The sequence below is a fragment of the Vreelandella arcis genome (assembly GCF_900103865.1).
In the GTDB taxonomy this organism is placed as follows: Bacteria; Pseudomonadota; Gammaproteobacteria; order Pseudomonadales; family Halomonadaceae; genus Vreelandella; species Vreelandella arcis.
This window is the reverse complement of sequence record NZ_FNII01000018.1, coordinates 44,114-67,527: the sequence shown is the minus strand read 5'-3', so window position 1 is coordinate 67,527 and position 23,414 is coordinate 44,114. Positions and strand designations below refer to the sequence as shown.

The following is a 23,414-nucleotide window of genomic DNA, read 5'->3' as shown; positions in this document are numbered from 1 at the left end:
ACACAGCGCCGGTAGCACTCGCCCACAGGATTCCTCGCATGGCTCGCACGTCAAAAAAATCACCGAACACCGCCCGCCAACGTCGGCAAGCCGCTATGCCGCCTTCGCCGTTGGCGCAGCAGTCGCACCAACAGCTGGATAATATCCGCACGGCGCTGGCTCATGAGCAAACTGAGCTGGCCGTGACCCTGCTGGCAAAGCTGCAACAAAGCGACCCGGCAAACCCTCAGGCGTTGTTGCTCGCGGGTACGCTGCAAATGCAACACGGCAAACCGCAAGAGGCGCTTTCTTCGTTATTGAGTGCGTCTTATCAGTTGCCCAATCAGCCGGAAGTCTTTGAACGCTTGGCGCGCCTGCATGCACAGCTAGGGCAAAACCGCGCCGCTTTAAGCGCAATGCACCATCTGGTGGCGCTGCGCCCGAATAATGCCCAGGGGCTGTTTCAGCTAGCCGCCATGTACCATGAAGCGGGTTATCCCACTCAGGGCAATGTGTGGGCGCGTCGCGCCTTGCTTAAACGGCCGTTTATCGTTATCAACGCCGAGCGTGAAGAAAAACTGCGCGTGCTGGTGTTGCGTAGCGCGGCGGCGTCCCAGTGGCGGTTTGATGCTCAACAGTTCCGCTATGCCCTGGTGCAAGGCCATCGCCACCTTCCCGGCGGGCTGGATGCCGCGCACATCACGCGGGTCGAGCTGTTTGTAGATACGTTAGAAAATACCCCCGAGCTTTTACGCAAGCTACCGGCGGTGGATGTTGTGCTGAACATCATTGAAGACACGTACGCCAATCATGCCGCGTTACGTATGGCATCGCATGTGGCGGATCGCCTGAAACGCTCGTTGATCCACAGTGCCGAGTTGGTGGATGAAGTAGATGGCACCGATCAACAAGCCGAGCTTGCGCATGCACGACTTTGCGAAAAAGCAGGAGTGGCGCCCTGGGCGTTTGAATTGCCCACGCCACCAAAAAAAGACATGGCACCGGAGACGCTCTTAACCCTGCACTTGGCGATAACCGGCACGGTGCAGGGCGTAGGCTACCAACAGTGGCTGGCCGATGAGCTAACACAGCGTGAGCTGGCAGGCTGGGTGCGTAACCTAGCCGATGGCAGTGTCGAAGCGGTGGTTCACGGCACGCTTGAGCACTTACAACCGCTGTGCGATGCCGTCCCCAGTGGCCCAGAGGACGCCGACGTTACGGGGCTGAATGTCACACCGTGGGAAGGCGATATCCCCGAAGGCGTTGCCATTCTGGAAACCCTCTAATCGACCAGGTGCCCTGATGACGTCAGAGGAATATGAGCACGTCATCGATGAGCTGCAAACCGTCATCGATGAAACTCAAGCCACGCTTAAGCGCTTTGAGAAAACAGGCATGAACGATGACATGCCGGGGGACTATGAAACGCTGCTGGCGATTTTGGATGATGCCGTGAAGCAGCAGCGCGAGTATACCCAGGCGATGCTTGATTGATCGTACGCAGCTAATAAAGCCGTTTTTAGGTGGCGGCTTAAAGCTCTTTATAGCGTTTCCTGAGGCTTTTCGCTTTTTTGCATCCAGGCATGGACGACACAGGTGAGCCGTGATCTAAACCCGAACTGCTCATATAGCTGCCGCGCTGGCGTGTTGCGTTCATCCACCGCTAATATTACCTCTTCCATCCCGGCTTCTCTGGCGCGGTGTATGGCTTCATTTACCACCTGAATACCCAATCCACGGCCACGCCAGGCGGGCACTAGCCCCATGTACATCAGCTCCCAGTTACTGGACTCCGGGTGTGGGGCAAGTAGCAATACGCCAGCATCCTCTCCTTCGTAGCGCACAAGGTACCAGTGCGCAGGGGCATGCACATCCTGTCGATAAAACCCCTGTAATGCTTCTTGTGCGGTAAACATTCCTTGTAACTCAGGGCAGTCCAGCGAGTTTTCCTCAATCTGACCAAACACGATTTCAAGCCTTTCAGGTGCTAGCTCTTCTACATGCATAAAGCTGACAAGCTCATTGGCCACAGGCGCTTTCAACACCGTTTGGGTGGAAACACCCATATAGTTCAAACTGGCTACCTTGGGAACGCCATTTTCCTTGAGAAGGGTAGCGGTTTGCAGGTCGTTTCCCTCAAGCACCGTTTTCACTACACTGAGGCCCTGCTGTCGTGCCCAGCCGGTAGCAGCGCTTAATAGCTCAGGCGTATAACCACACTCGCTATGGGGTAGCCATAGATTGGCTTCTTTGCTTGTTAACACTTCCACCCAAGTGGCCCCAATGGGGTTTCCTTCCTCGTCCGGCGTTATCAGTAAGCCGCTCCAATCGGCATCTGACTGTTCCAGCATCAGGTTAATGGCGACAACCAGCTCGTCACGGCCCCATTCGTTGCGCGCTGCCTTCAACTGTAAGACAGCCTCACGCCGAACGTTCTGGGGGCAGGAGATAACGCTAACCTCAGCCGCAGAGGAATCGTTAACTAGGTTCGGCTTCATTGGTTTTCCTTGACGAAATTAGGGGTCACTAAAGTTTGACTATTTCTATCTAAACTTAAACCATGCTTGTTGAATCTCGTGTGAACGATCCATGAATGGTTGTAAGCGCCGCTACCGCCCGGGGAGCTCAGTTCACGACGGTGATACTGGCTATCCGCCATCAAGAAAAGTCGGTTTCTGATCAATTAGCCGTCGTCCCTCATGCTTACATCAAGCTAGTTTTTTATTCCCTTCTATATTGTGCGCCCACTATTCTCTAAAGCCCGCCCCGTCGCGGTCGATAATAAAAGGGATAGGATTCATCTACATTATGCCAAGGTTGGCTACCACAACAATAAATCAGATAACCAACAGGTGGTTCAATGCTGGAAAAACTCCACAAGATCAATGTGAAATATACCTTGGCGTTTATCCTGGTGGCCTTGTCGCTACTGGGCGTTGTGGTGGTCGATAGCCTGCTTGTTCAGTCGATGCGCGAACGCATGACAGCGTTTAGTGGCTCCTTTAACCCGGCGGTATCAGCGGTGCTCAATGCGGATCGCGATCTGTATCAGGCCCGTGTGGCTGAGCTTGAAGTGTTGCGTGAAGCGCCGGGCAGTGATGGGGCGAGCGCTCAGTACGATGATTACCGCGAAAATGCTGAGCAAGCCTATGATCGAATGCACGATTTCCTCGCACTGCTGGACGCATATCCGCAGGTGAGCGAGGGTCTTGAGCCGTTTGAAGACCGCTATATAGCATGGGAGGCGGCGTCCCAGGCCGTCTTCGATCTGCATGCGGAAGGCGATCTTGACGCCGCAGAAGAGCAGTTGGAGGGAGATTCGTTAGCGGCCTTTAATGCCTTGCGTGAGCTATACAATATTGCCGGAGAAAGCGCCGACGCGCGTGGCTTGGCCTTGGAGCAAGAAACACTGGCGGCAGTCGCCATGCAGCAACGCTGGGTGATGGGTTTCACGGCATTAGTGTTATTGGTCACGCTGGTGATCGCCTTGATGGGGCCGAACCTGATGTCCCGAGCAATTCGTCAAGTCAGCGGGCGCATTCGCGATATTACCCAAGGCGAGGGTGATCTTACCGCACGCATTGATAGCCAGCGGCGTGATGAGATTGGCGAACTGGCCCGCGAGTTTGATGGCTTTATCGCGCACATGGATGTCAGCTTCCAGTCGGTTCGCGATGGGGCCTATAATGTCAATATGGCGTCTGGCGAAATTGCTTCAGGTAGCGAGGATCTCGCTTCGCGAACCGAGGAGCAGGCTTCCGCCCTGCAAGAAACGGCGTCCAGCATGGAAGAAATGTCCTCAATCGTGCGCCAGAACAGCGAGTCGGCCAGCAATGCCGATACGCTTTCCAGTCAGGCCGCTGAAAAAGCCGAAAAGGGCGTTAAAGAGGTTCAGCGCTCGGTTGAGTTGATGCGCGAGCTCGAGACCAGTTCGCGCCAGGTGGGCGAGATTGTAGAAGTCATCGACTCGATTGCCTTCCAGACCAATATTCTGGCGCTTAACGCTTCGGTCGAGGCGGCGCGTGCGGGTGAGCATGGCCGCGGTTTTGCGGTAGTGGCCAGCGAAGTGCGCAACCTCGCCAGTCGTAGCGCGGATTCATCCAAAAAGATTCGTGACATGATCACGGATATCAGTCAGCGCATCGCCAGCGGCGCCGAGCAAGCGGTGCGAAGCGGTGAGGGGATTCAGGATACGGTGGAGGCCATCCGCCAGGTGTCGGGGTTGATGAATGAGATTTCGCTTGCCGTGCGCGAGCAGGAGTCAGGTATTCAGCAGGTCGGGACGGCGCTGACGCAAATGGATTCTGCCACTCAGCAGAATGTCACGCTGGTATCGCAAACCAGCGGATCGGCGGCGTCGCTCCAGCAGGAAGCCAACCGACTCACCCGCCTGGTGGATACGTTCAAGCTCAGCGGTGAAAAATCAATGGCCGCGTCTTCGGCGCTACCCAAGCAGGCCTCTCAGCACACGCCGCAGCGCAACCTGACGAAAGACGAGCCTGAGTGGGAAGCTTTTTAAATGAATTGTCATCACAAAAGATTGATAGGGAATAAAAAACAGCTTTTATATTCTTTTATCCGCTATGGATACCGGGGTAAAATAAAGCTATTAGCGCTTTAAGCTACCCATAAGGAATCACCATCATGCGACTAACACGCAAGCTGAACATAACCCTTACCGCGCTCTCCTTGAGCATTGCCAGCGGGGTGTTTGCCGCCACTGCCCACGCCGATACGCTCCGCGTTGGTATGTCCGGCGGGTACTTTCCCTTTACCTTTGTAGAGCAGGACGAGCTCAAGGGCTTTGAGATTGATGTCATGAACGCCGTGGGTGAGATTACCGGTGATGACATCGAGTTCGTTACCGCTAGCTTCTCGGGCCTGGCCGGCATGCTTGAGTCTGGGCGTATCGACACCATTGCCAACCAGATCACCATTACGCCGGAGCGTGAGGCCAAATATGCCTTCACGGAGCCTTATGTGTATGACGGTGCGCAGGTGGTGGTGAAGGCGGGTAATGACACCATCGAAGGTGTCGAAGATTTATCCGGCAAAAGTGTCGCGGTGAACCTGGGTTCTAACTATGAGCAATTGCTGCGTGAGCAGCCGAATGCCGATGAAATCGACATCCGCACCTACGAGTCCAACATCGAGCAGGATGTGGCCTTGGGCCGGGTTGAGGCGTTCGTAATGGATCGCGTGAGTGCGACTCAGGTCATTAAAGAGAAAGGCCTGCCCTTGGAACTGGCGGGCCAGCCTTTCTCGACCATTGAGAACGCGCTGCCGTTCCGCGATGACGAGGCGGGGCGTGAGCAGCGCGATCGGGTAGGCGCAGCCCTTGCTGAGCTACGCGAGAGCGGCGAACTGCGTGAGATATCGGAAAAGTGGTTTGATACCGATATCACTCAGCCGTAACCGCTGGGCTAATCCGTTTAACGCGGCCGTGGCATTGCCACGGCCGTTTGCTTATAAGCGATATTGCGATGCTTAATCTTGAGTATATGTGGGGGCTGTTGCCGGTTCTGCTGAGCTATTTGCCACTCACGCTGCAAATGGCGACGATCGCCATGGTGTTTGCGTTGATTCTGGCGTGCCTGTTGGCGGTGGTTCGCGTGTCCCGGGTGCCGGTTTTAAACGGGCTTTCGCTGCTGTTTATTTCGTTTTTCCGCGGGACGCCACTGCTGGTTCAACTGTTTCTTTTCTACTACGGCTTGCCGCAAGTGATTAGTTCGTTGATCGCGATTACCGGCGTTACCGCTGCCGTGCTGGGGCTGACGCTGCACTTTTCTGCCTATATGGCGGAGTCGATCCGGGCGGCGATTGTGGGGATTGACCGTAGCCAGACCGAAGCCGCGCTTTCCATCGGCATGACCCAATCACAGCTGATGCGCCGGATTATTCTGCCCCAGGCAACCCGCGTGGCGACGCCGACGCTGATGAACTATTTCATCGACATGATCAAGGCGACCTCGCTGGCCTTTACGCTAGGGGTTACCGAATTAATGGGCGCTACGCAAAAAGAAGCCGCGGGCAGCTTCCTGTATTTAGAAGCCTTCTTGCTGGTGGCGCTTATCTATTGGGTCATTGTAGAAATGCTGTCCTGGGGGCAGCGCCGGTTAGAAATTTACCTTAATAAGGCCTACCAACGATGATTTCGCTGCAAGGCATCACCAAGCACTTTGGCGCCCACACGGTGTTTAAAGATATTGATTTGAGCCTATCGCAGGGCGAGATCATCGTGATCATTGGGCCTTCCGGTACGGGGAAATCGACGCTGCTGCGCTGTATTAATTTCCTTGAAAAGCCGGATGCTGGGCGTTTGCAGGTGGGCGACCTGAAAGTTGATACCCAGCGGGCAAGTCGGGCCGATATTCTGGCCCTGCGTCGGCGCACGGCGTTTGTGTTCCAGAACTACGGCCTGTTCGCCAATAAAACCGCGCTGGATAATATCAGTGAGGGGATGATCGTGGTGGACAAGCTGCCGAAAGCCAAGGCGCATGCGCGTGCGAGAGAGATTCTGGAGCGCATCGGCCTGGCCGATAAAGCGGACGCCTACCCGGCATCACTCTCCGGCGGTCAACAGCAACGCGTGGGGATTGGGCGAGCCATGGCCGCCAACGCTGATGTGATCCTGTTTGATGAGCCCACCTCGTCGCTTGATCCTCAGTGGGTAGAGGAAGTGTTGGGCCTGATGAAGCAGTTGGCAGTAGAGCGCCAAACGATGATCGTGGTAACTCACGAGATGCAGTTCGCCCGGGAAGTAGCGGATCAGGTTGTCTTTATGGACGAAGGCGGAATCGTCGAGCAGGCCCCGCCCGAGGAACTGTTCACGGCACCTAAAGATGAGCGCACTCGCCACTTTCTGCGCAAGATTTTGGCGCCCACGGGGCAGGCAGTGCCGTGAGTGTCGATAGCATTATGGTTTGCGAAAATTTCGAATAATGCTACTCTGAAGGGTAAGTCCCTTGTGTTTTGTAGGAGGAGAGGCAATGGTCTCGCTTACCGCCATGCTGCCCAGCCAAGAAGAGGCCGCGCTTGCTAAGCTATCAAGCCGGGAGTTAGCTGCGTCTGTGGAAACAAAAGCCTCCACTCAGCAGGTAATGCTTTCCGGCAAGGATGGCCATGCGCATCACGTTGAAGTGCCCGTAAGCGCGCTTCGTTTGCTGGTAGATATTCTGACGGAACTAGGTGAAGGTAATACCGTAAAGCTGATCCCTGTTCATGCAGAAATGACCACCCAGGAAGCGGCCGACTTGATGAATATGTCGCGTCCAACGTTTATCAAGTTATTGGACGAAGAAAAAGTTCCTTACCATCGTGTGGGTAATCGTCGGAAAGTTAAGTACACGGATGTGATGGCTTACAAGCAAGAGGTCGATCAGCAGCGGCTTGACGCCCTTGATGAGCTGTCATCGCTGGATCAGTCACTCGGTCTGGGCTATTGATGAGCTCGTATTACACAGTGGTTTACGATGCCTGTGTCCTTTATCCGGCACCGTTAAGAAGCTTTCTCATTCACTTGGCAATGACCGATTTGTATCGTGCTCGTTGGTCGCGTCAAATACATGAGGAATGGATGCGAAACCTGCTGGCTCAGCGTGATGACCTGTCATGGGAAAAGCTTGAGCGCGTTCGTGAGCTAATGGATAGGCACACACGCGATGCGGTCGTGGAAGGTTTTGAGTCACTGATTGATGGGTTGACGTTGCCAGACCCAAATGACCGCCATGTGCTTGCTTGCGCTATTCATAGCGGGGCTGAGGCTATTATTACCTTTAATCTCAAAGACTTTCCAGACGCTGTTCTGGCTCAGTACGATATTAGATCGATACACCCTGATGAGTTTTTATCGGACATGCTGGCGTTAAGTCCAGGCGATGTTATCCAGGCAGCTCAGCGCCATAGACAAAGCTTGAAGAGCCCACCCTTTAATGCCGAAGAATATCTTGATTTGCTATTAAATCAGCGGCTTCCTGAAACGGTCAGTGAGCTTAGGCGCTATCGTCTAATGCTTTGATGCTTAGCGTGGTGTGTTGATGGCGGACTTTTTTACGCTGTTGAAACACGCTAGCAAGCCCGCTTTCTGCGTGATAGACTATGCCATCCTCTCAGACAAGACCCGTGAGCGGGCAGCTGAAGTTAACTGCCCGTTGCACTATTTGGTCGGCTTATTGCACAAAATTAGTCGCCAAATCAATTGGTTGTTACGGAAGCGTCGTATGGCCCTAGATGGCTCGCGACGAACACATAGTTAATCCGTTGCCCGATGAGGCAACCTTTATTCTCCAAGGAGATATCCAGTGGCGAACAGCAAGCAAGCTCGCAAGCGCGCCCGTCAGGCCGAGAACCGTCGTGTCCTGAAAGCTAGCCAACGCAGCATGGTCCGCACCTACATCAAGCGTGTTGTTAAAGCAATCAGCACCGGTGACCATGCCCAGGCGATGCAAGAGTTCAAGACAGCGCAGCCGGTCATCGACCGCATCGCTGATAAAGACGTGCTTTCTAAGAAGAAAGCCGCGCGTCTGAAAAGCCGCTTGAACAAGCGCATTAAAGCACTGGCGGCGTAAGCCGGCAGGCGCCTTAAAAAACCGGCTACGGCCGGTTTTTTTGTGTCTGTGGCATTTGTTTATGGACGGTGTCGATATGTTACGGGCAAGGATGACTTAAGGCGATGACCACGAATTCACAGCCGGAAGACCGCCAGTTGATCCCCCGGCGTGGGTTGATGCGCTCGGGGTTGATCGTCAGTGCCATGACCATGCTGTCGCGGGTTCTTGGGCTCGCGCGCGATGTGGTGGTGGCGACGCTATTAGGTGCGGGCGACGGGGCCGATGCGTTTTTTGTGGCCTTTAAAATCCCCAACTTTCTGCGTCGCTTATTTGCCGAAGGCGCGTTCAACCAGGCTTTTGTGCCAGTGCTTTCCGAGTACTCGACCCAGCGCGACAGGCAGGAAATCCGCGAGCTGCTTAACGCCGTGGCAGGTAGTTTAACTGCCATTCTGGCGCTGATTACCGCGCTTGCCATGCTCGGCGCGCCCTGGCTGGTGTGGCTGTTTGCGCCGGGGTTTGGCCGCGACCCGGAAAAGCTGGCGATGACCGCCGATATGCTGCGGCTAACCTTCCCGTATTTATTGCTGATTTCGCTCACCGCCTTTGCCGGTAGCGTGCTGAATACCTGGAACCGCTTTGCCGTCCCGGCGTTTACCCCGGTGCTGCTCAATCTGTCGTTGATTGGTGCTGCCTTGTTGCTCACTCCGCTGATGGAAGAGCCCGCCATGGCGCTGGCCTGGGGGGTATTAATCGCGGGCGTGGCGCAGTTGGTGTTTCAGGTGCCGTTTTTGCTGCGCCTGGGGTTGATGCCCACACCCTGGCCGAACCTTGCCCACGACGGCGTGCGGCGCATTTTAAAGCTGATGGGCCCGGCATTGTTTGGCGTTTCGGTATCGCAGATTAACCTGCTGCTGGATACCGTGTTGGCCTCGTTGCTCGCCGCGGGCAGCGTGTCGTGGCTGTATTACTCAGATAGGCTGGTCGAGCTGCCGTTGGGGGTGTTTGGCGTGGCGATTGGCACGGTGATTTTGCCGGCGCTGTCCAAGCGTCATGCAGAACAATCCAGCGCGCATTTCGCGGCGATGCTCGACTGGGCGATTCGTCTGGTGCTGTTGCTCGGCTTGCCTGCGGCCTTGGCGCTGGCGGTGCTGGCCGAGCCTTTGCTGATCACGCTGTTCCATTACGGCGCGATGACCGATACCGATATTCAAATGGCGGCCATGAGTCTGCGCGCCTACGCATTCGGGTTGGTCGCTTTTATGCTGATCAAGGTGCTCGCGCCGGGCTTTTTCGCCCGCCAAAATACGGTAACGCCAGTGAAGGTGGGCATTTTTGCCATGGTCGCCAACATGGTATTTAACCTGATACTGATATGGCCTTTAGCCCATGCCGGGTTAGCGCTGGCCACAGCGCTGTCGGCATTTTTGAACGCTGGTCTGCTGGGTTACTTGCTGCGCAAAGAAGGTGTGCTGGTGTTTCAGCCCGGCTGGAGGCGCTTCGCAGTGCAGTTGTTGGGCGGCAGCACGCTGATGTGTGTCGCGCTTTATGTCATCGCCCCCGAGTGGACGCAGTGGCTGGCGATGAGCCTGTGGCAGCGGGTTGCGTGGGTGTCGGGACTGGTCGCGCTCGGCGCTGGGCTGTATTTTGCTTGGCTGGGTGTGTTTGGGTTACGGGTGCGGCATTTGAAAATGCGCGCTTAACGCTGCACGGCGGCGGCTAGGTTCGTTATAATCAAAGGCTTTGCCGACCGCTTATTGAGCGGCGAGCGGGCTAAACGGCTGAGGTGCCATGCGGGTCATTCGAGGTTTGCACAATTTAACTGCGTCTTCGCAGGGCTGCGTGGCGACCATTGGTAATTTTGATGGCGTGCATCGCGGCCATCAAGCGATTTTACAGCAGTGCCGCGAGCACGCCACGCGCGTAGGCGGGCCGGTAACCGTGGTGGTGTTTGAGCCTCAGCCGCGGGAATATTTTGCTGGAGACCAAGCGCCGCCACGGCTTACCCGGCTGCGCGAAAAGGTGCGCTTGCTGGGCAAGCACGGGGCTGAACAGGTGCTGTGCCTGCCGTTTAACGATGCGCTACGTAGCCTTACCGGGCGCGAGTTTATCGACCAGGTGCTGATCGACGGGTTGAACGTCAAACACTTGGTGGTGGGGGATGACTTCCGCTTCGGCTGCGACCGGCGCGGCGATTTTACCCTGTTGGAAGCGGTAGGCCGCGAGCAGGGCTTTGGTGTGGAGCATACGCGCACCTTTACGGTAGACAACGAGCGTGTTTCCAGCTCGCGGGTGCGCACCTTGCTGGCCAGCGGTAATTTCTCTGCCGCTGCGGGTTTGCTGGGGCGGCCTTATTCGGTGGATGGCCGAGTGGTGCGCGACCAGCAACTGGGGCGCACCATCGGCGTGCCCACCGCTAATCTACCTATGCTGCCGCAGCCGCTTACCTTGCGCGGGGTGTACGCGGTGATTGGTGAGCTGGAAAACGGCGAGCGCCATTTAGGCGTGGCCAACGTTGGGTTTCGGCCCACGGTGGGCGCCACGCGGCCGACCCTGGAGGTGCATCTGTTCGATTTTTCAGGTGATCTTTACGGCCAACGCATGACGGTAGTGCCCTGCGCGCGGTTGCGCGGCGAGGTGAAGTTTGACGATATTGAGGCACTGAAAGCGCAGATTGAGCGCGATCAGCGCCAGGCACGGCGCTACTTTGCGACCGCCGCCGCTGGCAAAAACGCAACATTTCCGCTGGCCTCGGCCCCGCTCGGGCGAGAGACCGCTTCTTCTGATTCCTTCTTGGCGGGCGATTCCGCTGATGATAACGACGGCTGACCGGACTATGGATTATAAGCACACGCTCAATTTGCCAGAAACCGACTTCCCCATGCGCGGTATGCTGCCCAAGCAGGAGCCGGGGCGCGTGTCAACATGGCAGGATATGAACCTCTATCAGCGCCTGCGCGAAGAACGCGCGGGGGCGCCGCTGTTTGTGCTTCACGATGGCCCTCCCTACGCCAACGGCAGCATTCATATCGGTCACGCCGTTAACAAAATTCTTAAAGATATTATCGTCAAATCGAAGAACCTGGCGGGCTTTGACGCGCCCTATGTACCGGGTTGGGACTGCCACGGCCTGCCCATCGAACACAAGGTGGAAACCACCCACGGCAAGCACCTGGCGCCGGATCACGCTCGCGAGCTATGCCGCGAGTACGCTGCTGCGCAGATTGAAACCCAGTTGGCAGACTTTGTGCGCTTGGGCATCATTGGCGATTGGGATCACCCTTACCGCTCGATGGATTTTGCCAACGAAGCCGGCGAGATGCGCGCGCTGGCGGAAATGGTCGATGCGGGCTATGTGTTCAAAGGCCTGAAGCCGGTGAATTGGTGTTTTGACTGCGGTTCGGCGCTGGCCGAAGCTGAGGTCGAGTACGCCGACAAGAAGTCCGACGCCATCGACGTGGCCTTCCCGGTGGAAGATGCCGGCAAGCTCGCTGCTGCCTTTGGCCTGAGCGAATTGCCCAAGCCCGCAGCGATCGTGATCTGGACCACCACGCCCTGGACCATTCCCGCCAACCAGGCGCTCAACGTTCACCCCGAGTTTACCTACGCACTGGTGGATACCGGCGAGCGGCTGTTGCTGCTGGCCGAAGAGCTGGTCGAAAGCTGCCTGGAGCGCTACGAGCTAACCGGTGAAGTGATCGCCACCGCGAAAGGCGAGGCGCTGGATTTAATCAATTTCCGCCACCCGTTCTACGACCGCTTGTCGCCGGTGTACCTGGCCGACTACGTCGAGTCCGAAGTGGGCAGCACCGGTATTGTGCACTCGGCGCCGTCCTACGGCATGGACGACTTTATTACCTGCCGCGAGCATGGCATGGAGTTCGATGACATGCTCAATCCGGTGCAGGGCAATGGCGTGTACGCCGACGACCTGCCGTTCTTCGGCGGGCAGATGATCTGGAAGGCCAACCCACACATCGTCGACAAATTGCGCGAAGTGGGTGCGCTGATGGCGCATATCCCGATCAAGCACAGCTACATGCACTGCTGGCGGCATAAAACACCGGTGATCTACCGCGCTACCGCTCAGTGGTTTGTGGGCATGGACGTGCAAGGCAAAGATGGCAAGACCCTGCGCGAACGCGCGCTGGAAGGTATCGACGCCACCGAATTTACCCCCGCCTGGGGGCAGGCACGCCTACACAGCATGATCGCCAACCGTCCGGACTGGTGTATTTCCCGGCAGCGTAACTGGGGCGTGCCGATCCCGTTCTTCCTGCACAAGCAAACCGGCGAGCTTCACCCAAACACGGTTGAACTGATGGAAGAGGCCGCCAAGCGTGTCGAGAAGGAAGGCATCGACGCCTGGTTCAAACTTGATCCGGCTGAGTTGCTGGGCGCAGAAGCGGCGGATTATGACAAGGTCACCGATACGCTGGACGTGTGGTTTGACTCCGGAACCACCCACCGCCACGTGCTGCGCGGCTCGCACCCCCACGGCCACGAAAGCGGCCCGCGGGCGGACTTGTACCTAGAAGGCTCCGACCAGCACCGTGGCTGGTTCCACTCGTCGCTGCTCACCGGCTCGGCCATCGATGGCCACGCGCCGTATCGCCAGTTGCTGACCCACGGCTTCACCGTGGATGCCCAAGGCCGCAAGATGTCCAAGTCGATCGGCAACGTGGTGGTGCCGCAAACGGTGATGGATAAGCTGGGTGCCGATATTCTGCGTCTGTGGGTCGCCTCGACCGACTACTCCGGCGAAATGGCCGTGTCGGACGAGATCCTCAAGCGCACCGCGGATGTGTATCGGCGTATCCGCAACACCGCGCGCTTCCTGCTCTCGAACCTGAACGGCTTCGACCCCGAGAAGGATCGGGTGGCGTTTGGCGATATGCTGGCGCTGGATCAGTGGGTGGTCGACCGCGCCGCGCAGCTTCAGGGGCGAATCGAAAAAGCCTATGAAGAGTATCGTTTCCTGGACGTGTACCAGCAGGTGCACGGTTTCTGCGCCCGGGAACTGGGTGGCTTCTACCTGGATGTGATTAAGGATCGCCAGTACACCACGCAAGCCGATTCGCTCGCGCGGCGCAGTGCACAAACCGCGCTGTACCACGTAGTGGAAGCACTCTCCCGTTGGATCGCGCCGATTCTGTCGTTCACCGCCGAGGAAATTTACGAGCACATCCCCGGCGAGCGCGGTGACAGCATCCTGCTTGCAACCTACTACACCGGGCTTGAAACTCTGGACGCCGAGGCTAGCATGGGCCGCAACTTCTGGGAGCAGGTGCTGGAAGTTAAGAACGCGGTTAACAAGTGCTTGGAAGATGCGCGTAACGCCAAGGTGATCAAGGGCAGCCTGGCCGCCGAAGTCACGCTTTACGTCAGCGACGAGCTTAACGCGACGCTTGAGAAACTCGGCGATGAACTACGGTTTGTGATGCTGACCAGTGAAGTCACGCTCAAGCCCTTGGCCGAAGCGGGGGAGGCGGAAGCCACCGAGCTAGACAGCCTGAAAGTCGCGGTCAAAGCCAGCGACAACACCAAGTGCGAGCGCTGCTGGCACCATCGCCCTGATGTTGGCACCCATACCGAGTATCCGGATCTATGCGGGCGCTGCATCAGTAACCTCCCCGAAGGCAGCGGTGAGATTCGTTACTATGCCTAAGAGCGCCTCAACCGTGAGCGACCCACACCCGCGGCCGCCGATGCACCGGCCGCTGCGTTGGCTGTGGCTGGCGGCGGCGGTGATCGTACTGGACTTGGCCACCAAGTATCTGGCGAGCAGCATGTTGAACTACGCCCAGCCGTTGGAAGTGCTGCCGTTTTTCAACTTAACGCTGCTGCACAACACTGGCGCGGCGTTCAGCTTTTTGGCCGACCATCCCGGTTGGCAGCGCTGGTTCTTTGCGATTGTCGCCATTGGCGCGAGTATCGGCCTGACGGTGTGGTTGTCGCGCATTAAGGTCGATGAAAAGCTGCTGGCCGTGGCGCTGCCGTTGATTATCGGCGGTGCGCTGGGGAATCTCTACGACCGGCTGGTGCACGGCTACGTGGTCGATTTTTTATCGTTCCACGCGGCAGGCTGGTACTACCCCGCATTTAACGTGGCGGACATAGGCATTACCCTAGGCGCCGTCGGGCTAATTTGGGAATCGGTGATGGGCGATCGGCGACGCAAAAAAGCCCAGCGCACCTCGTCTCCCTCCAACAGCGAGTAACGCAATGAGCGACTACCAAATTGATGATGGCATGGAAGTGACTTTACACTTCACGCTTAAGCTGGAAGACGGCACGGTGGTGGACTCAACCAAAGAGAAAACGGCTGCTACCTTTCAATATGGCGATGGCAACCTGCCGCCCGGCTTTGAGCATCCGATTAAGGGCATGCAAGCGGGCCAGCAGGGCAGCTTCGAGATTACGCCCGAGCATGCCTTTGGGCAGCATAACTCGCAGAATATTCAAACGCTGAAGCGCGACGACTTCGGCGATGAAACGCCCGAAATCGGCATGGTCATGTCGTTTGCCGATAAAGCGGGAACGGAATTGCCTGGCGTGGTCAAAACCATTGAAGGTGATCGGATCGAGGTCGACTTTAATCACCCGTTGGCGGGTCGTACACTGACGTTTGACGTTGAAGTGCTTGACGTAAAACCGGTCACAACGCACTAGGTAACCTCTGCTTAACTATTGCGCTTGCCCATACGGCGTTAAAAATCAGCTCAAAATGCTCATTTACAACTTGTAAACTCCGCTTTTTCACTGATTTTTGCCTTGTCTGGCCTGCGCTCATTACGTTAATTAGAGGCTCCCTACGTAACGACCCACTTGCCGGCGGCTGAATTTATCTAACGGTGCTCTGCATCAAGGCGCTACTTATGTTGTCAAAAACGCAATCACAGCAGCAAACACATCCCATCGAGATCAAACTGGCCAACCCGCGCGGTTTTTGTGCAGGCGTTGATCGCGCGATCGATATCGTTAACCGGGCGCTGGATGTGTTTGGGCCGCCGATTTACGTCCGCCATGAAGTGGTGCACAACCGCTTTGTGGTGGAAACGTTGCGCGAGCGCGGCGCGGTGTTTGTCGAAGAGCTCCACGAAGTGCCCGACGATGTGATTGTGATTTTCTCAGCCCACGGCGTGTCCCGCGCGGTTCAGCAAGAAGCCGAGCAGCGCGGCCTGAAAGTGTTTGACGCCACCTGCCCGCTGGTGACCAAGGTGCATCTTGAAGTACTGCGTTACGCCAAGCGTGGGCAGGAATGCATCTTGATTGGCCATCAGGGCCACCCGGAAGTCGAAGGCACCATGGGGCGTTACGATACCTCCCACGGGGGCCGCATCTACCTGGTGGAAGACGAACACGACGCCGCCAATCTGGACGTAAATGATCCTTCCCAACTGGCCTTTGTCACCCAAACCACGCTATCGATGGACGACACCGCCAAGGTGATCGACGCGCTGCGCGATAAATTCCCCGAGATTCAGGGGCCGCGCAAAGACGACATTTGCTATGCCACGCAAAACCGCCAGGACGCGGTGCGCGAACTCGCCGCCGACAGCGATCTACTGCTGGTGGTGGGCAGCCCCAATAGTTCTAACTCGAACCGCCTGCGCGAGCTTTCCGAGCGCATGGGTACGCCGGCCTATCTGATTGATAACGCCGACCAGGTAAACCCCGAATGGCTGGACGGCGTGGCGCGGGTGGGTGTTACCGCCGGTGCCAGCGCCCCGGAAGTGCTGGTCAAAGGCGTGATCGAACGCCTGCAAAGCATGGGGGCAGCCACCCCCCAGGAGCTACTCGGCCGCGAGGAGACCATTACGTTCTCTATGCCGCGTGAGTTACGTGAGCGGGTGATTGCCAGCGACTAATGCAAAGCGTATGAGTTTGCGACATACTGAAAAAGTATGCGTCAACTAATACAGGAGCAGAGCCGCGTGCCTTATGTTTCTCATCTTACCACTGGCCGTTTTTTACGGAACGGCCAGCGCGGCTTTACCCTCATTGAATTAATGATTGTGTTGGTGATTATTGGGATCGTCGCCTCCATTGCCTACCCAAGCTATACCCGCTACGTACAAAAATCGATGCGCACCGATGCCCACGCGGCGCTGATGCAGGCGGCATCGGCGCTTGAGCGCTGTAACACCCGAACCTATTCATACGACGATTGCGATGATGTGCCGACTACCTCGCCAGAGGGGCATTACACCATTAATATGCCGGAAAAAAGCCAAGATGGTGGTTACACCCTTAGAGCTCATACCGACCGAGACGATGGCTGTCCTGAGGATATAACCTTCAATGCAATCGGTGAAAGGACGCCCCGTGACTGTTGGTGACCCAGTGCAGCAACGAGGCTTTACGCTCATTGAGTTGATGCTGACACTGATCATCGCGTCGCTGCTGATGATGGTCGCCGTGCCATCCTTTTCTACCTTTATGGCTCGCCAACAGCTCGCCGGTGACGTTAATCAGCTGCTTTCGGTAATGACCTTTGCGCGCAGCGAAGCCATCAAGCAGCGTCAACCGATCACCGTCAGCTTCTCGCCGCCCAATACGCCAATCTCGACTCGTCGCCCCGATGAGTGCCGCGATGGTGAGCGAGTGAATGATAGTGGCGACGACGGCCCCCGTTACGCGTACGCGACCTGGTGTTACTGGGCTGAGAGCCCCCAGAACGAAGGCGATGCCGCCATCATGCGTGTGGGGCAAGCGGCCAATATTACCCAGCCCGAAGGTCATTTCTCACTGGTGTTTGAAAGCCTGGGCGATGCCGATATCAGCGGCTGCGGCGACGGTGATAGCCAGTGTGAGATGACGCTGGCGCCCGCCGACCCGGAAGACGCTATCGACCCGGTGACGATCCGGGTTCGCGAAACCGGCAGTCTGCGCAAGGTGGCCTCATGACGTCACAACGCGGTTTCAGCCTTGTCGAAGCCCTGATCGCGCTGCTTGTGTTATCACTTGGCCTCGTAGGCGTGGCGGCCATGCAGCTCAAAGCGTTGCAAAGCGCTTCCGCTGGCTATCAGCGTTCGGTAGTAACGCTCGCAGCTGTAGATGCTCAAGAAAGGCTATGGGCAGCCTTAGCTCAACTACCCAGTGGAGATAGTTGCGAAGATATTTCAGTGGATAATGCGATAACTTTGCAAGGAAGTGAAGGCAGCCAGGGTTGGAACAGTTATTGGTTTGAAGAGGAAAGTCTGCTCCCTACGCGTAATTTTGAAGGCGCCATTTACGATCAAAACTCTGAACGCTATAACCTGGATAGCTGTGAGTTTTTAATTGAGGTGAGCTTTGGTAGCGAGGCGAGTGATACACCTGAAGAAACGTTTACCTATACCTTTCGCCTTCCTGATAATTACTAGGGAATGATGATGCCCTCTCGACGTCAAACAGGCTTTACCCTTGTGGAGTTAATGGTAGCCATGGCTATTGGCACCATTATTATTCTAGGTGCTGGCCAGCTTTTTTTGACGACCTTTCAGACGTTTCAGAAAGTGGATGAGCTAAATCGAAAACAAGAGACTGTGATATTTGCGACCAGTAGGCTAGTTAATGCCTACAGGAAGGGCGAAACAGGCTATACATTGGCAAAAACCACAGACATACCCAATGAGTGTTCCATACGTAACTCATCGGGAGAGCCGATTGTTGGTGGGCTCGCTTTATATGAAGGCGAGTGTAGTACCGAAAGATTTGTTCGCGCAGGAGAGTTGACGCCTGGGGAGCCGATAGAAGGCTACCATCGGTTTACGCTCGATTTTAAACGTGATGATGGAAGTTTAGAGTCACTCTCTTTCCATACGATGGAACGTCAAAAACGCTCTTGTTTACCAGGCGGTAATGAGGAAGGTGATGCGTTTCTGGCAGGAAGTCGCGTTCCTTCACCAGTTAGTTTTATCGATAGTATGCAAGGCAGGGACGAGGTGCTTAAAACTTGCAGCGCCAGTGAAATGCGAGAGTCGAGCGAAAAGTTTTTTTATTGTGATAACAATTTAAATAATTTCGATGTTGAAGGGTTAAATGGAAAAGTAATTATGGCGGAGCAAGGGATTTCTTTTCAAGTAAATAACAATCAGTCCACTGTGGATATCGGTTTGGTCGCCAAGAATGCCATCAATATGAATGGTTCCAATAATCAAAACGCACAGCTTTCGGGTGTTTTCTGGAGTGCACAGAATATCAGCCTCGGTTCTAATGGCGTCAGTTTTGTAGGGAGTGTACTTTCTACGAGCAATTTCACGATGAATAACTTTTCTTCTCAAGAGGAAAGCCGTGAATCCTGGTGTCTTTTAGAGCCTTATTATTCACTTGATGAGGCTGTCGAGGAGTAAACGTTGTGGCTAAACAGCAGGGTGCTGCCCTTATCATCGTCCTCGCATTACTTTCTGGAGCGCTAATGATTGGCCTATCCGGAATGAATTCTGCGTTAGTCAATGAGAGGCTGGCGGGCAATTATCGGGCGAGTGTGAGTGCGCAGATGGTGGCTGAAAACGGTGCAAGCCGTTTAGATGGAAATGACCTAGGAACATCTGTGGGTAATTGTGACGAGCTGGTTGGCGACTATTTGTCTATAGATGAAAGTAAATGGAATGCAATGGTGATATCGGGCCTGGGTGATGAAAGCTCGGCACGATACTTGACTTGCGAGGATAGTCAGGGGAATGAGCTCCTTCTGGTGCAAGGACGTATTCAACAAGCCTCGGCCGTGAGTTTTGTTGCAAGAGGGTTTGGTGATGGAGAAAGCGTGCCTCCTTTCTTGAATGAGACAGATGCGGAAGGTTTCTTTGATTGGCTTGTAGAGAATTTTGCAGACTTAAGCGTAGAAGAAAACTGCAATGTAAGTAGTTATACGCGCGGCGGTGTATATTATTGTGATAGTGCTTTTTCAGACGACTTAGACGAAAGTTTGGATGGAGTAACCCTTATTTACACAGGTGATTTCAACTCCAATGTGAAAGGTGATGTCGATGAGCTGACACTGATTACACCGGGAAAAATTACGTTCAAGGGGGTTGGGGAAAAAGACGGGATAAAAGGATCTGTTTGGTCGGGTGGCGACGTGACCCTTAATGGCGGCGGTGGCCAAACCTTCGATATCAATGTTTGCGCCAATGAAGATGCAACGGTTAATGGCGGCACCCTCGCCGATAATCAAGGTTGCGACTGGGTGGAAGATTTTGTCACGGATAACCTGGGTTTCGAAAGCGAGGCGGGGGGCGGTGGGAATACTTGGAAGCAGTTTTAAGACGATAAGCTGATGATTGAGGCGGAAATTGGTAACATCGTCAAAAACGTGTCGTTCCTAAAGGTAGCCGTGCTCTTATGACCCAATCCAAAACCCGTGTTCTCACCGGCATCACCACATCGGGGACGCCCCACCTGGGTAACTACGTGGGGGCGATCAAACCCGCCATTGAGGCGAGCCAAGACCCCAGCGTACAGTCGTTCTACTTTTTGGCCGATTACCACGCGCTGATCAAGTGCCAGGATCCTAAACGTGTTCAGCAGTCGCGCCTGGAAATCGCCGCGACCTGGCTGGCGCTGGGGTTGGATACCGATAACGCTATTTTTTATCGCCAGTCGGATATTCTGGAAATCCCCGAGCTGACCTGGATGCTGTCCTGCGTGTGCGCCAAGGGGCTGATGAACCGCGCCCACGCCTACAAAGCCGCCGTGGCGGAGAACGAGGAGGCGGGCAATCAGGATCCGGATAAAGGCATCACCATGGGGTTGTTTGGCTACCCTGTGCTGATGGCCGCCGATATCCTGATGTTCAACGCCCACAAGGTGCCGGTAGGCCGCGATCAAATCCAGCATATTGAGATGGCGCGGGATATCGCCGGGCGCTTTAACCACTTGTATAAAGGCGACTACTTTACCTTGCCCAACGCGGTGGTGGACGAAAAGAGCCAAGTACTCGGCGGGCTGGACGGGCGCAAGATGTCCAAGAGCTACAACAATACGATTCCGCTGTTTGTGGCCGAGAAAAAGCTGCAAAAGCTGGTGCGTAAAATCAAAACCAACTCGCTGGAACCCGGCGAGCCGAAAGACCCCGATACCTGTACGCTCTTTCAGATTTATGCGGCCTTTGCCTCCGCCGAGGAAACCACGGCCATGCGTCAGCAGTACGCCGAGGGCATTGGCTGGGGCGATGCGAAAAACCAGGTATTTGAGTATCTCAATGCTCACCTGGAGAAACCTCGCGAGCGCTACAACAAGCTGATGGAGGATCCCGGCCATATCGAAGCCGTGCTACAGCGCGGCGCCGAGCGTGCCCGTGAGGAAACCGCTGTGACCATGGATCGGTTACGCGCCGCCGTGGGCCTGGGGCGTTTTAGCTGATTGTCATCTCTGCCTATGTGCTGGCGACGCCCTAAAATACAAACACCCCGCTTTAAGTTAAAAAAGCGGGGTGTTTTTTATTAACGCTGTCAGCTATGTACTGCGTGGTTAAGCACCCGGATTCTGCTCGATACCTTGCAGATACCAGGGCGCGTTGTCGCGCATGGTGCGGGTTAAGTGCCAGGTTTCGTTGAACTCGGTTTGCTCGCCGTTTTCTTCCAGCAGGCCGTGGAAAATCACCGTAGCCTCGGCGTGGTCTCCGGTTTCGGCAACGTCACCCAGCTCGGCGAACAAGCGCACAATTTCGGTGTGGTTATTGGCCGGCTGCTGAGCCCGTTCTGCGCGCAGGACGTTATAGTATTCGGGCGTTACATACTCCTGAAGGCGGCTGAAATCGTTGTTATCCCAGGCACGTTGCAGGGTCATGAAATGCTCTTTGGCCCCGCTCAGGAAGCGCTCCTTATCAAACCATTCCGGCGTTGCCGAGCCTGCTAAGTAGCTGGGCGCGCCGCTGCCTTGTTCCTCGAAACGTGTCGCAGTCGACGTGCTAGTGGATCGGGCGTGTCCGGAAGGCGAAGGTGCAGGCTGGCGCATTGCGCGAAACGCCATTACTGCCAGCAAGGCGACGCCAGCCATGACCAGCAGATCCATTAAGCGCAGCTCATCAAAGGCACCGCCAAAGAACAGTGCTGCCAATAGCCCGCCGGCCATTAAGCCACCTAGCATACCGCCCATGCCACCCCGGCGGGCTGTCGTACCGGCCAGGCCTTGGTCACGGTTGGTTTGGGCTTGCTGCGTGGCCGCGGGCCGGTCGGCCGAGCGCGAAAAACTACCGCTGCTAGCGCCGCCGCCCAGACGACGGGCATCGGCGGATTCAACCGCCAAGCCAAAGCCCATCGCGCTTACCAATAACATGACAAAAAACTGTCGTAACATCGTGTCTCTCCAGGTCATCAAGCGCCGCTGGGCGCAAAGGGAATACAATGGGGGCGTAAGGTTGGATAGTACCGGTATTAAGTACTGGGTGGTTAGTATTGGTGGATCGTTCTGGTGGTGAGTTCTGGTGGATAGTTTAACGCCTATGCGCGCCGGGCGCCGCCTGTTTCAATCAAGGTTGATATAAAGACAATAACGAGGTGGCATCGTGCGTTTGCAACGAGATAAAAGTTTGCTGTTGATGGTCGATTTTCAGGCCGGGTTGCTGCCGGTGATCGAAGGTGGAGAGGCGGCTATAGGCGAGGCTCATTGGCTGTTAGGCGTGGCAGATATGTTGGAAATCCCCGTGTGGATGACCGAACAAATGCCGGAAAAACTCGGCGGTACCGCACCGGTGTTATTGGACGGGCAGCAACGACCCACGATATGGCATAAACACCACTTTGCCGCTACGGAAGAAGCGGCGTTTCGTGAGGCGCTAAGCGCAACAGGACGGCATCAAATCGTGCTATGCGGTACCGAGGCGCATATTTGTGTGCTGCAAACGGCATTGGGGCTGTTAGAGGAAGGCTACGCGGTGTATTGGCTAAGCGAGGCAACGGCAAGCCGGCGAAGTCACGAAGCAGTTATGGCCCGCGAACGCGCCTGTGCCTTGGGTGCACAGGCGGTGTCGGCGGATATGGTAGCTTACGAGTGGCTCCATCGCTGCGACACGGCATCTTTTAGCGCCGTGCACCAGCAGCTTTTGAAGCCCCGCGCGGGGAAGGCAGTGCGGTTTTTTTAACTGCCTGGGCAAGCCTAACGGTCTGATTCGCGGCGGCTAAAGACGAAGGTGTCGCCTTGGGAAGCGGCTGGGTCAAAGCGGTAGCCGGCGACATCAAAGTCTTTAAGCGCGTCGGGGTCGTTGACCTGCTTGCGAATCATCCAGGCGCTCATCAGGCCGCGTGCCTTTTTGGCGTAGAAGCTGATGATCTTGAAGGTGCCGTTTTTCTCGTCCTTAAACACCGGCGTGATGATTCGTGCATCTAGTTTCTGGGGGTCGACAGCTTTGAAATACTCGTTGGAAGCCAGGTTGACGAGCACCTTTGAGCCGCTATCGGCAATCGCTGCGTTCAGCGCCGAGGTCAGCGTGGGCTTCCAGTAAGCATATAGATCCTTGCCTGCCGGATTAGGCAATTTGGTACCCATCTCCAGCCGGTAGGGCTGGATTAAATCCAGCGGGCGTAGCAGGCCGTATAGCCCGGATAGAATACGCAGGTGCTGCTGGGCGTAGCGGTTCTCACTGTCATTGAAGGTATCGGCTTCAAGGCCCGTGTAAACATCCCCCTGGAAGGCCTGGGCGGCGGGCTTGGCGTTTTCCAACGAGAAAGGCGGCTGCCATTCGGCGAAGCGCGCCGCGTTCAATCCCGCCAGTTTATCGCTGATGCCCATTAGGTCGCTGATTTGCTGAGGCGAGTAGTCGCGCAGAATATCGATCAGCGCTTGGCTATCATCCAGAAAATCCGGCTGGGTGACGTCTTGGGTGGTCGATGGGGTTTCAAAATCCAGCGTTTTGGCCGGCGAAATAACGCTCAACATGGCGGGTTCCTCGGGACGTCGTGAAAG

25 protein-coding genes are annotated in these 23,414 nt (G+C 55.9%); 22 read left to right on the top strand and 3 right to left on the bottom strand.

What is annotated here, in order from left to right; translation table 11 throughout:
* The first annotated feature begins 38 nt into the window (after positions 1-38).
* Complete coding sequence (locus BLR97_RS19835; RefSeq protein ID WP_211605178.1) at positions 39-1,265, top strand: acylphosphatase; 1,227 nt, start codon at positions 39-41, stop codon at positions 1,263-1,265.
* Positions 1,266-1,281: 16 nt separating this feature from the next.
* Positions 1,282-1,473 carry a hypothetical protein gene (locus BLR97_RS17210; protein WP_089707780.1) on the top strand — a complete coding sequence of 64 codons (192 nt, stop codon included), beginning with the start codon at positions 1,282-1,284 and terminating at the stop codon, positions 1,471-1,473.
* Between the two features lie 47 nt (positions 1,474-1,520).
* Here BLR97_RS17210 and BLR97_RS17205 read toward each other — a convergent pair whose 3' ends face one another.
* Positions 1,521-2,477 carry a GNAT family N-acetyltransferase gene (locus BLR97_RS17205; protein WP_089707778.1) on the bottom strand — a complete coding sequence of 319 codons (957 nt, stop codon included), beginning with the start codon at positions 2,475-2,477 and terminating at the stop codon, positions 1,521-1,523.
* Positions 2,478-2,839: 362 nt separating this feature from the next.
* On the opposite strand from BLR97_RS17205, the gene BLR97_RS17200 reads away from it, so the two are divergent.
* The 19 genes from BLR97_RS17200 (at position 2,840) to BLR97_RS17110 (ending at position 20,873) form a co-directional block, all read left to right on the top strand.
* A complete protein-coding gene (locus BLR97_RS17200) occupies positions 2,840-4,498 on the top strand; it encodes a methyl-accepting chemotaxis protein (RefSeq protein ID WP_089707776.1) in 1,659 nt (552 codons plus the stop codon).
* 125 nt (positions 4,499-4,623) lie between these two features.
* Entirely contained in the window at positions 4,624-5,394 is a 771-nt protein-coding gene (locus BLR97_RS17195; protein WP_089707775.1) for an amino acid ABC transporter substrate-binding protein, read from the top strand.
* A gap of 68 nt (positions 5,395-5,462) precedes the next feature.
* Positions 5,463-6,131, top strand: coding sequence for an amino acid ABC transporter permease (locus BLR97_RS17190; RefSeq protein WP_089707773.1), 669 nt, complete (start codon positions 5,463-5,465; stop codon positions 6,129-6,131).
* On the top strand, positions 6,128-6,883 hold the full coding sequence (locus BLR97_RS17185) for an amino acid ABC transporter ATP-binding protein (protein ID WP_089707771.1): 756 nt from the start codon (positions 6,128-6,130) through the stop codon (positions 6,881-6,883). The genes BLR97_RS17190 and BLR97_RS17185 overlap by 4 nt, the downstream gene beginning before the upstream one ends.
* An 85-nt stretch (positions 6,884-6,968) precedes the next feature.
* Complete coding sequence (locus tag BLR97_RS17180) at positions 6,969-7,424, top strand: helix-turn-helix domain-containing protein (protein ID WP_089707770.1); 456 nt, start codon at positions 6,969-6,971, stop codon at positions 7,422-7,424.
* A gap of 17 nt (positions 7,425-7,441) precedes the next feature.
* Positions 7,442-7,996, top strand: coding sequence for a PIN domain-containing protein (locus BLR97_RS17175; protein ID WP_244511366.1), 555 nt, complete (start codon positions 7,442-7,444; stop codon positions 7,994-7,996).
* Positions 7,997-8,279: 283 nt separating this feature from the next.
* Complete coding sequence (gene rpsT / locus BLR97_RS17170; protein ID WP_089707766.1) at positions 8,280-8,546, top strand: 30S ribosomal protein S20; 267 nt, start codon at positions 8,280-8,282, stop codon at positions 8,544-8,546.
* 104 nt (positions 8,547-8,650) lie between these two features.
* Complete coding sequence (gene murJ / locus BLR97_RS17165) at positions 8,651-10,228, top strand: murein biosynthesis integral membrane protein MurJ (protein WP_244511364.1); 1,578 nt, start codon at positions 8,651-8,653, stop codon at positions 10,226-10,228.
* 88 nt (positions 10,229-10,316) lie between these two features.
* On the top strand, positions 10,317-11,354 hold the full coding sequence (ribF, locus tag BLR97_RS17160; protein WP_089707764.1) for a bifunctional riboflavin kinase/FAD synthetase: 1,038 nt from the start codon (positions 10,317-10,319) through the stop codon (positions 11,352-11,354).
* Positions 11,355-11,361: 7 nt separating this feature from the next.
* Positions 11,362-14,193 carry an isoleucine--tRNA ligase gene (ileS, locus tag BLR97_RS17155; RefSeq protein ID WP_170833051.1) on the top strand — a complete coding sequence of 944 codons (2,832 nt, stop codon included), beginning with the start codon at positions 11,362-11,364 and terminating at the stop codon, positions 14,191-14,193.
* Positions 14,186-14,746: a signal peptidase II gene (lspA, locus tag BLR97_RS17150; protein WP_089707760.1), complete on the top strand. Its 561-nt coding sequence runs from the start codon at positions 14,186-14,188 to the stop codon at positions 14,744-14,746. Before ileS ends, lspA begins: the two co-directional genes overlap by 8 nt.
* 4 nt (positions 14,747-14,750) lie before the next feature.
* Positions 14,751-15,197: an FKBP-type peptidyl-prolyl cis-trans isomerase gene (gene fkpB, locus BLR97_RS17145; protein ID WP_089707758.1), complete on the top strand. Its 447-nt coding sequence runs from the start codon at positions 14,751-14,753 to the stop codon at positions 15,195-15,197.
* Positions 15,198-15,403: 206 nt separating this feature from the next.
* Complete coding sequence (gene ispH / locus BLR97_RS17140) at positions 15,404-16,396, top strand: 4-hydroxy-3-methylbut-2-enyl diphosphate reductase (RefSeq protein WP_089707756.1); 993 nt, start codon at positions 15,404-15,406, stop codon at positions 16,394-16,396.
* A gap of 66 nt (positions 16,397-16,462) precedes the next feature.
* Positions 16,463-16,867, top strand: coding sequence for a type IV pilin protein (locus BLR97_RS20105; protein ID WP_280140212.1), 405 nt, complete (start codon positions 16,463-16,465; stop codon positions 16,865-16,867).
* Positions 16,854-17,435, top strand: a complete 582-nt coding sequence (locus BLR97_RS17130; RefSeq protein WP_244511362.1) for a pilus assembly FimT family protein — start codon at positions 16,854-16,856, stop codon at positions 17,433-17,435. The genes BLR97_RS20105 and BLR97_RS17130 overlap by 14 nt, the downstream gene beginning before the upstream one ends.
* Complete coding sequence (locus BLR97_RS17125) at positions 17,432-17,893, top strand: type IV pilus modification PilV family protein (RefSeq protein WP_089707750.1); 462 nt, start codon at positions 17,432-17,434, stop codon at positions 17,891-17,893. The genes BLR97_RS17130 and BLR97_RS17125 overlap by 4 nt, the downstream gene beginning before the upstream one ends.
* 9 nt (positions 17,894-17,902) lie before the next feature.
* Positions 17,903-18,862, top strand: coding sequence for a PilW family protein (locus BLR97_RS17120; RefSeq protein ID WP_170833050.1), 960 nt, complete (start codon positions 17,903-17,905; stop codon positions 18,860-18,862).
* Between the two features lie 5 nt (positions 18,863-18,867).
* Entirely contained in the window at positions 18,868-19,776 is a 909-nt protein-coding gene (locus tag BLR97_RS17115; protein WP_139172972.1) for a pilus assembly PilX family protein, read from the top strand.
* A gap of 77 nt (positions 19,777-19,853) precedes the next feature.
* Positions 19,854-20,873 (top strand): tryptophan--tRNA ligase, encoded by a 1,020-nt coding sequence (locus BLR97_RS17110; protein ID WP_089707743.1) that lies wholly within the window; start codon positions 19,854-19,856, stop codon positions 20,871-20,873.
* A gap of 108 nt (positions 20,874-20,981) precedes the next feature.
* On the opposite strand, the gene BLR97_RS17105 is transcribed toward BLR97_RS17110, so the two are convergent.
* The gene (locus tag BLR97_RS17105; RefSeq protein ID WP_089707741.1) at positions 20,982-21,809 is read right to left on the bottom strand and encodes a Tim44 domain-containing protein; all 828 of its coding nucleotides are present in this window, start codon (positions 21,807-21,809) and stop codon (positions 20,982-20,984) included.
* Positions 21,810-22,017: 208 nt separating this feature from the next.
* Between BLR97_RS17105 and BLR97_RS17100 the strand changes: the two genes are divergently transcribed.
* A complete protein-coding gene (locus BLR97_RS17100; protein ID WP_089707739.1) occupies positions 22,018-22,593 on the top strand; it encodes an isochorismatase family protein in 576 nt (191 codons plus the stop codon).
* 14 nt (positions 22,594-22,607) lie between these two features.
* Here the strand turns inward: BLR97_RS17100 and yaaA are convergent, their stop codons facing one another.
* The gene (yaaA, locus tag BLR97_RS17095; protein ID WP_089707737.1) at positions 22,608-23,387 is read right to left on the bottom strand and encodes a peroxide stress protein YaaA; all 780 of its coding nucleotides are present in this window, start codon (positions 23,385-23,387) and stop codon (positions 22,608-22,610) included.
* Positions 23,388-23,414: the final 27 nt, after the last annotated feature.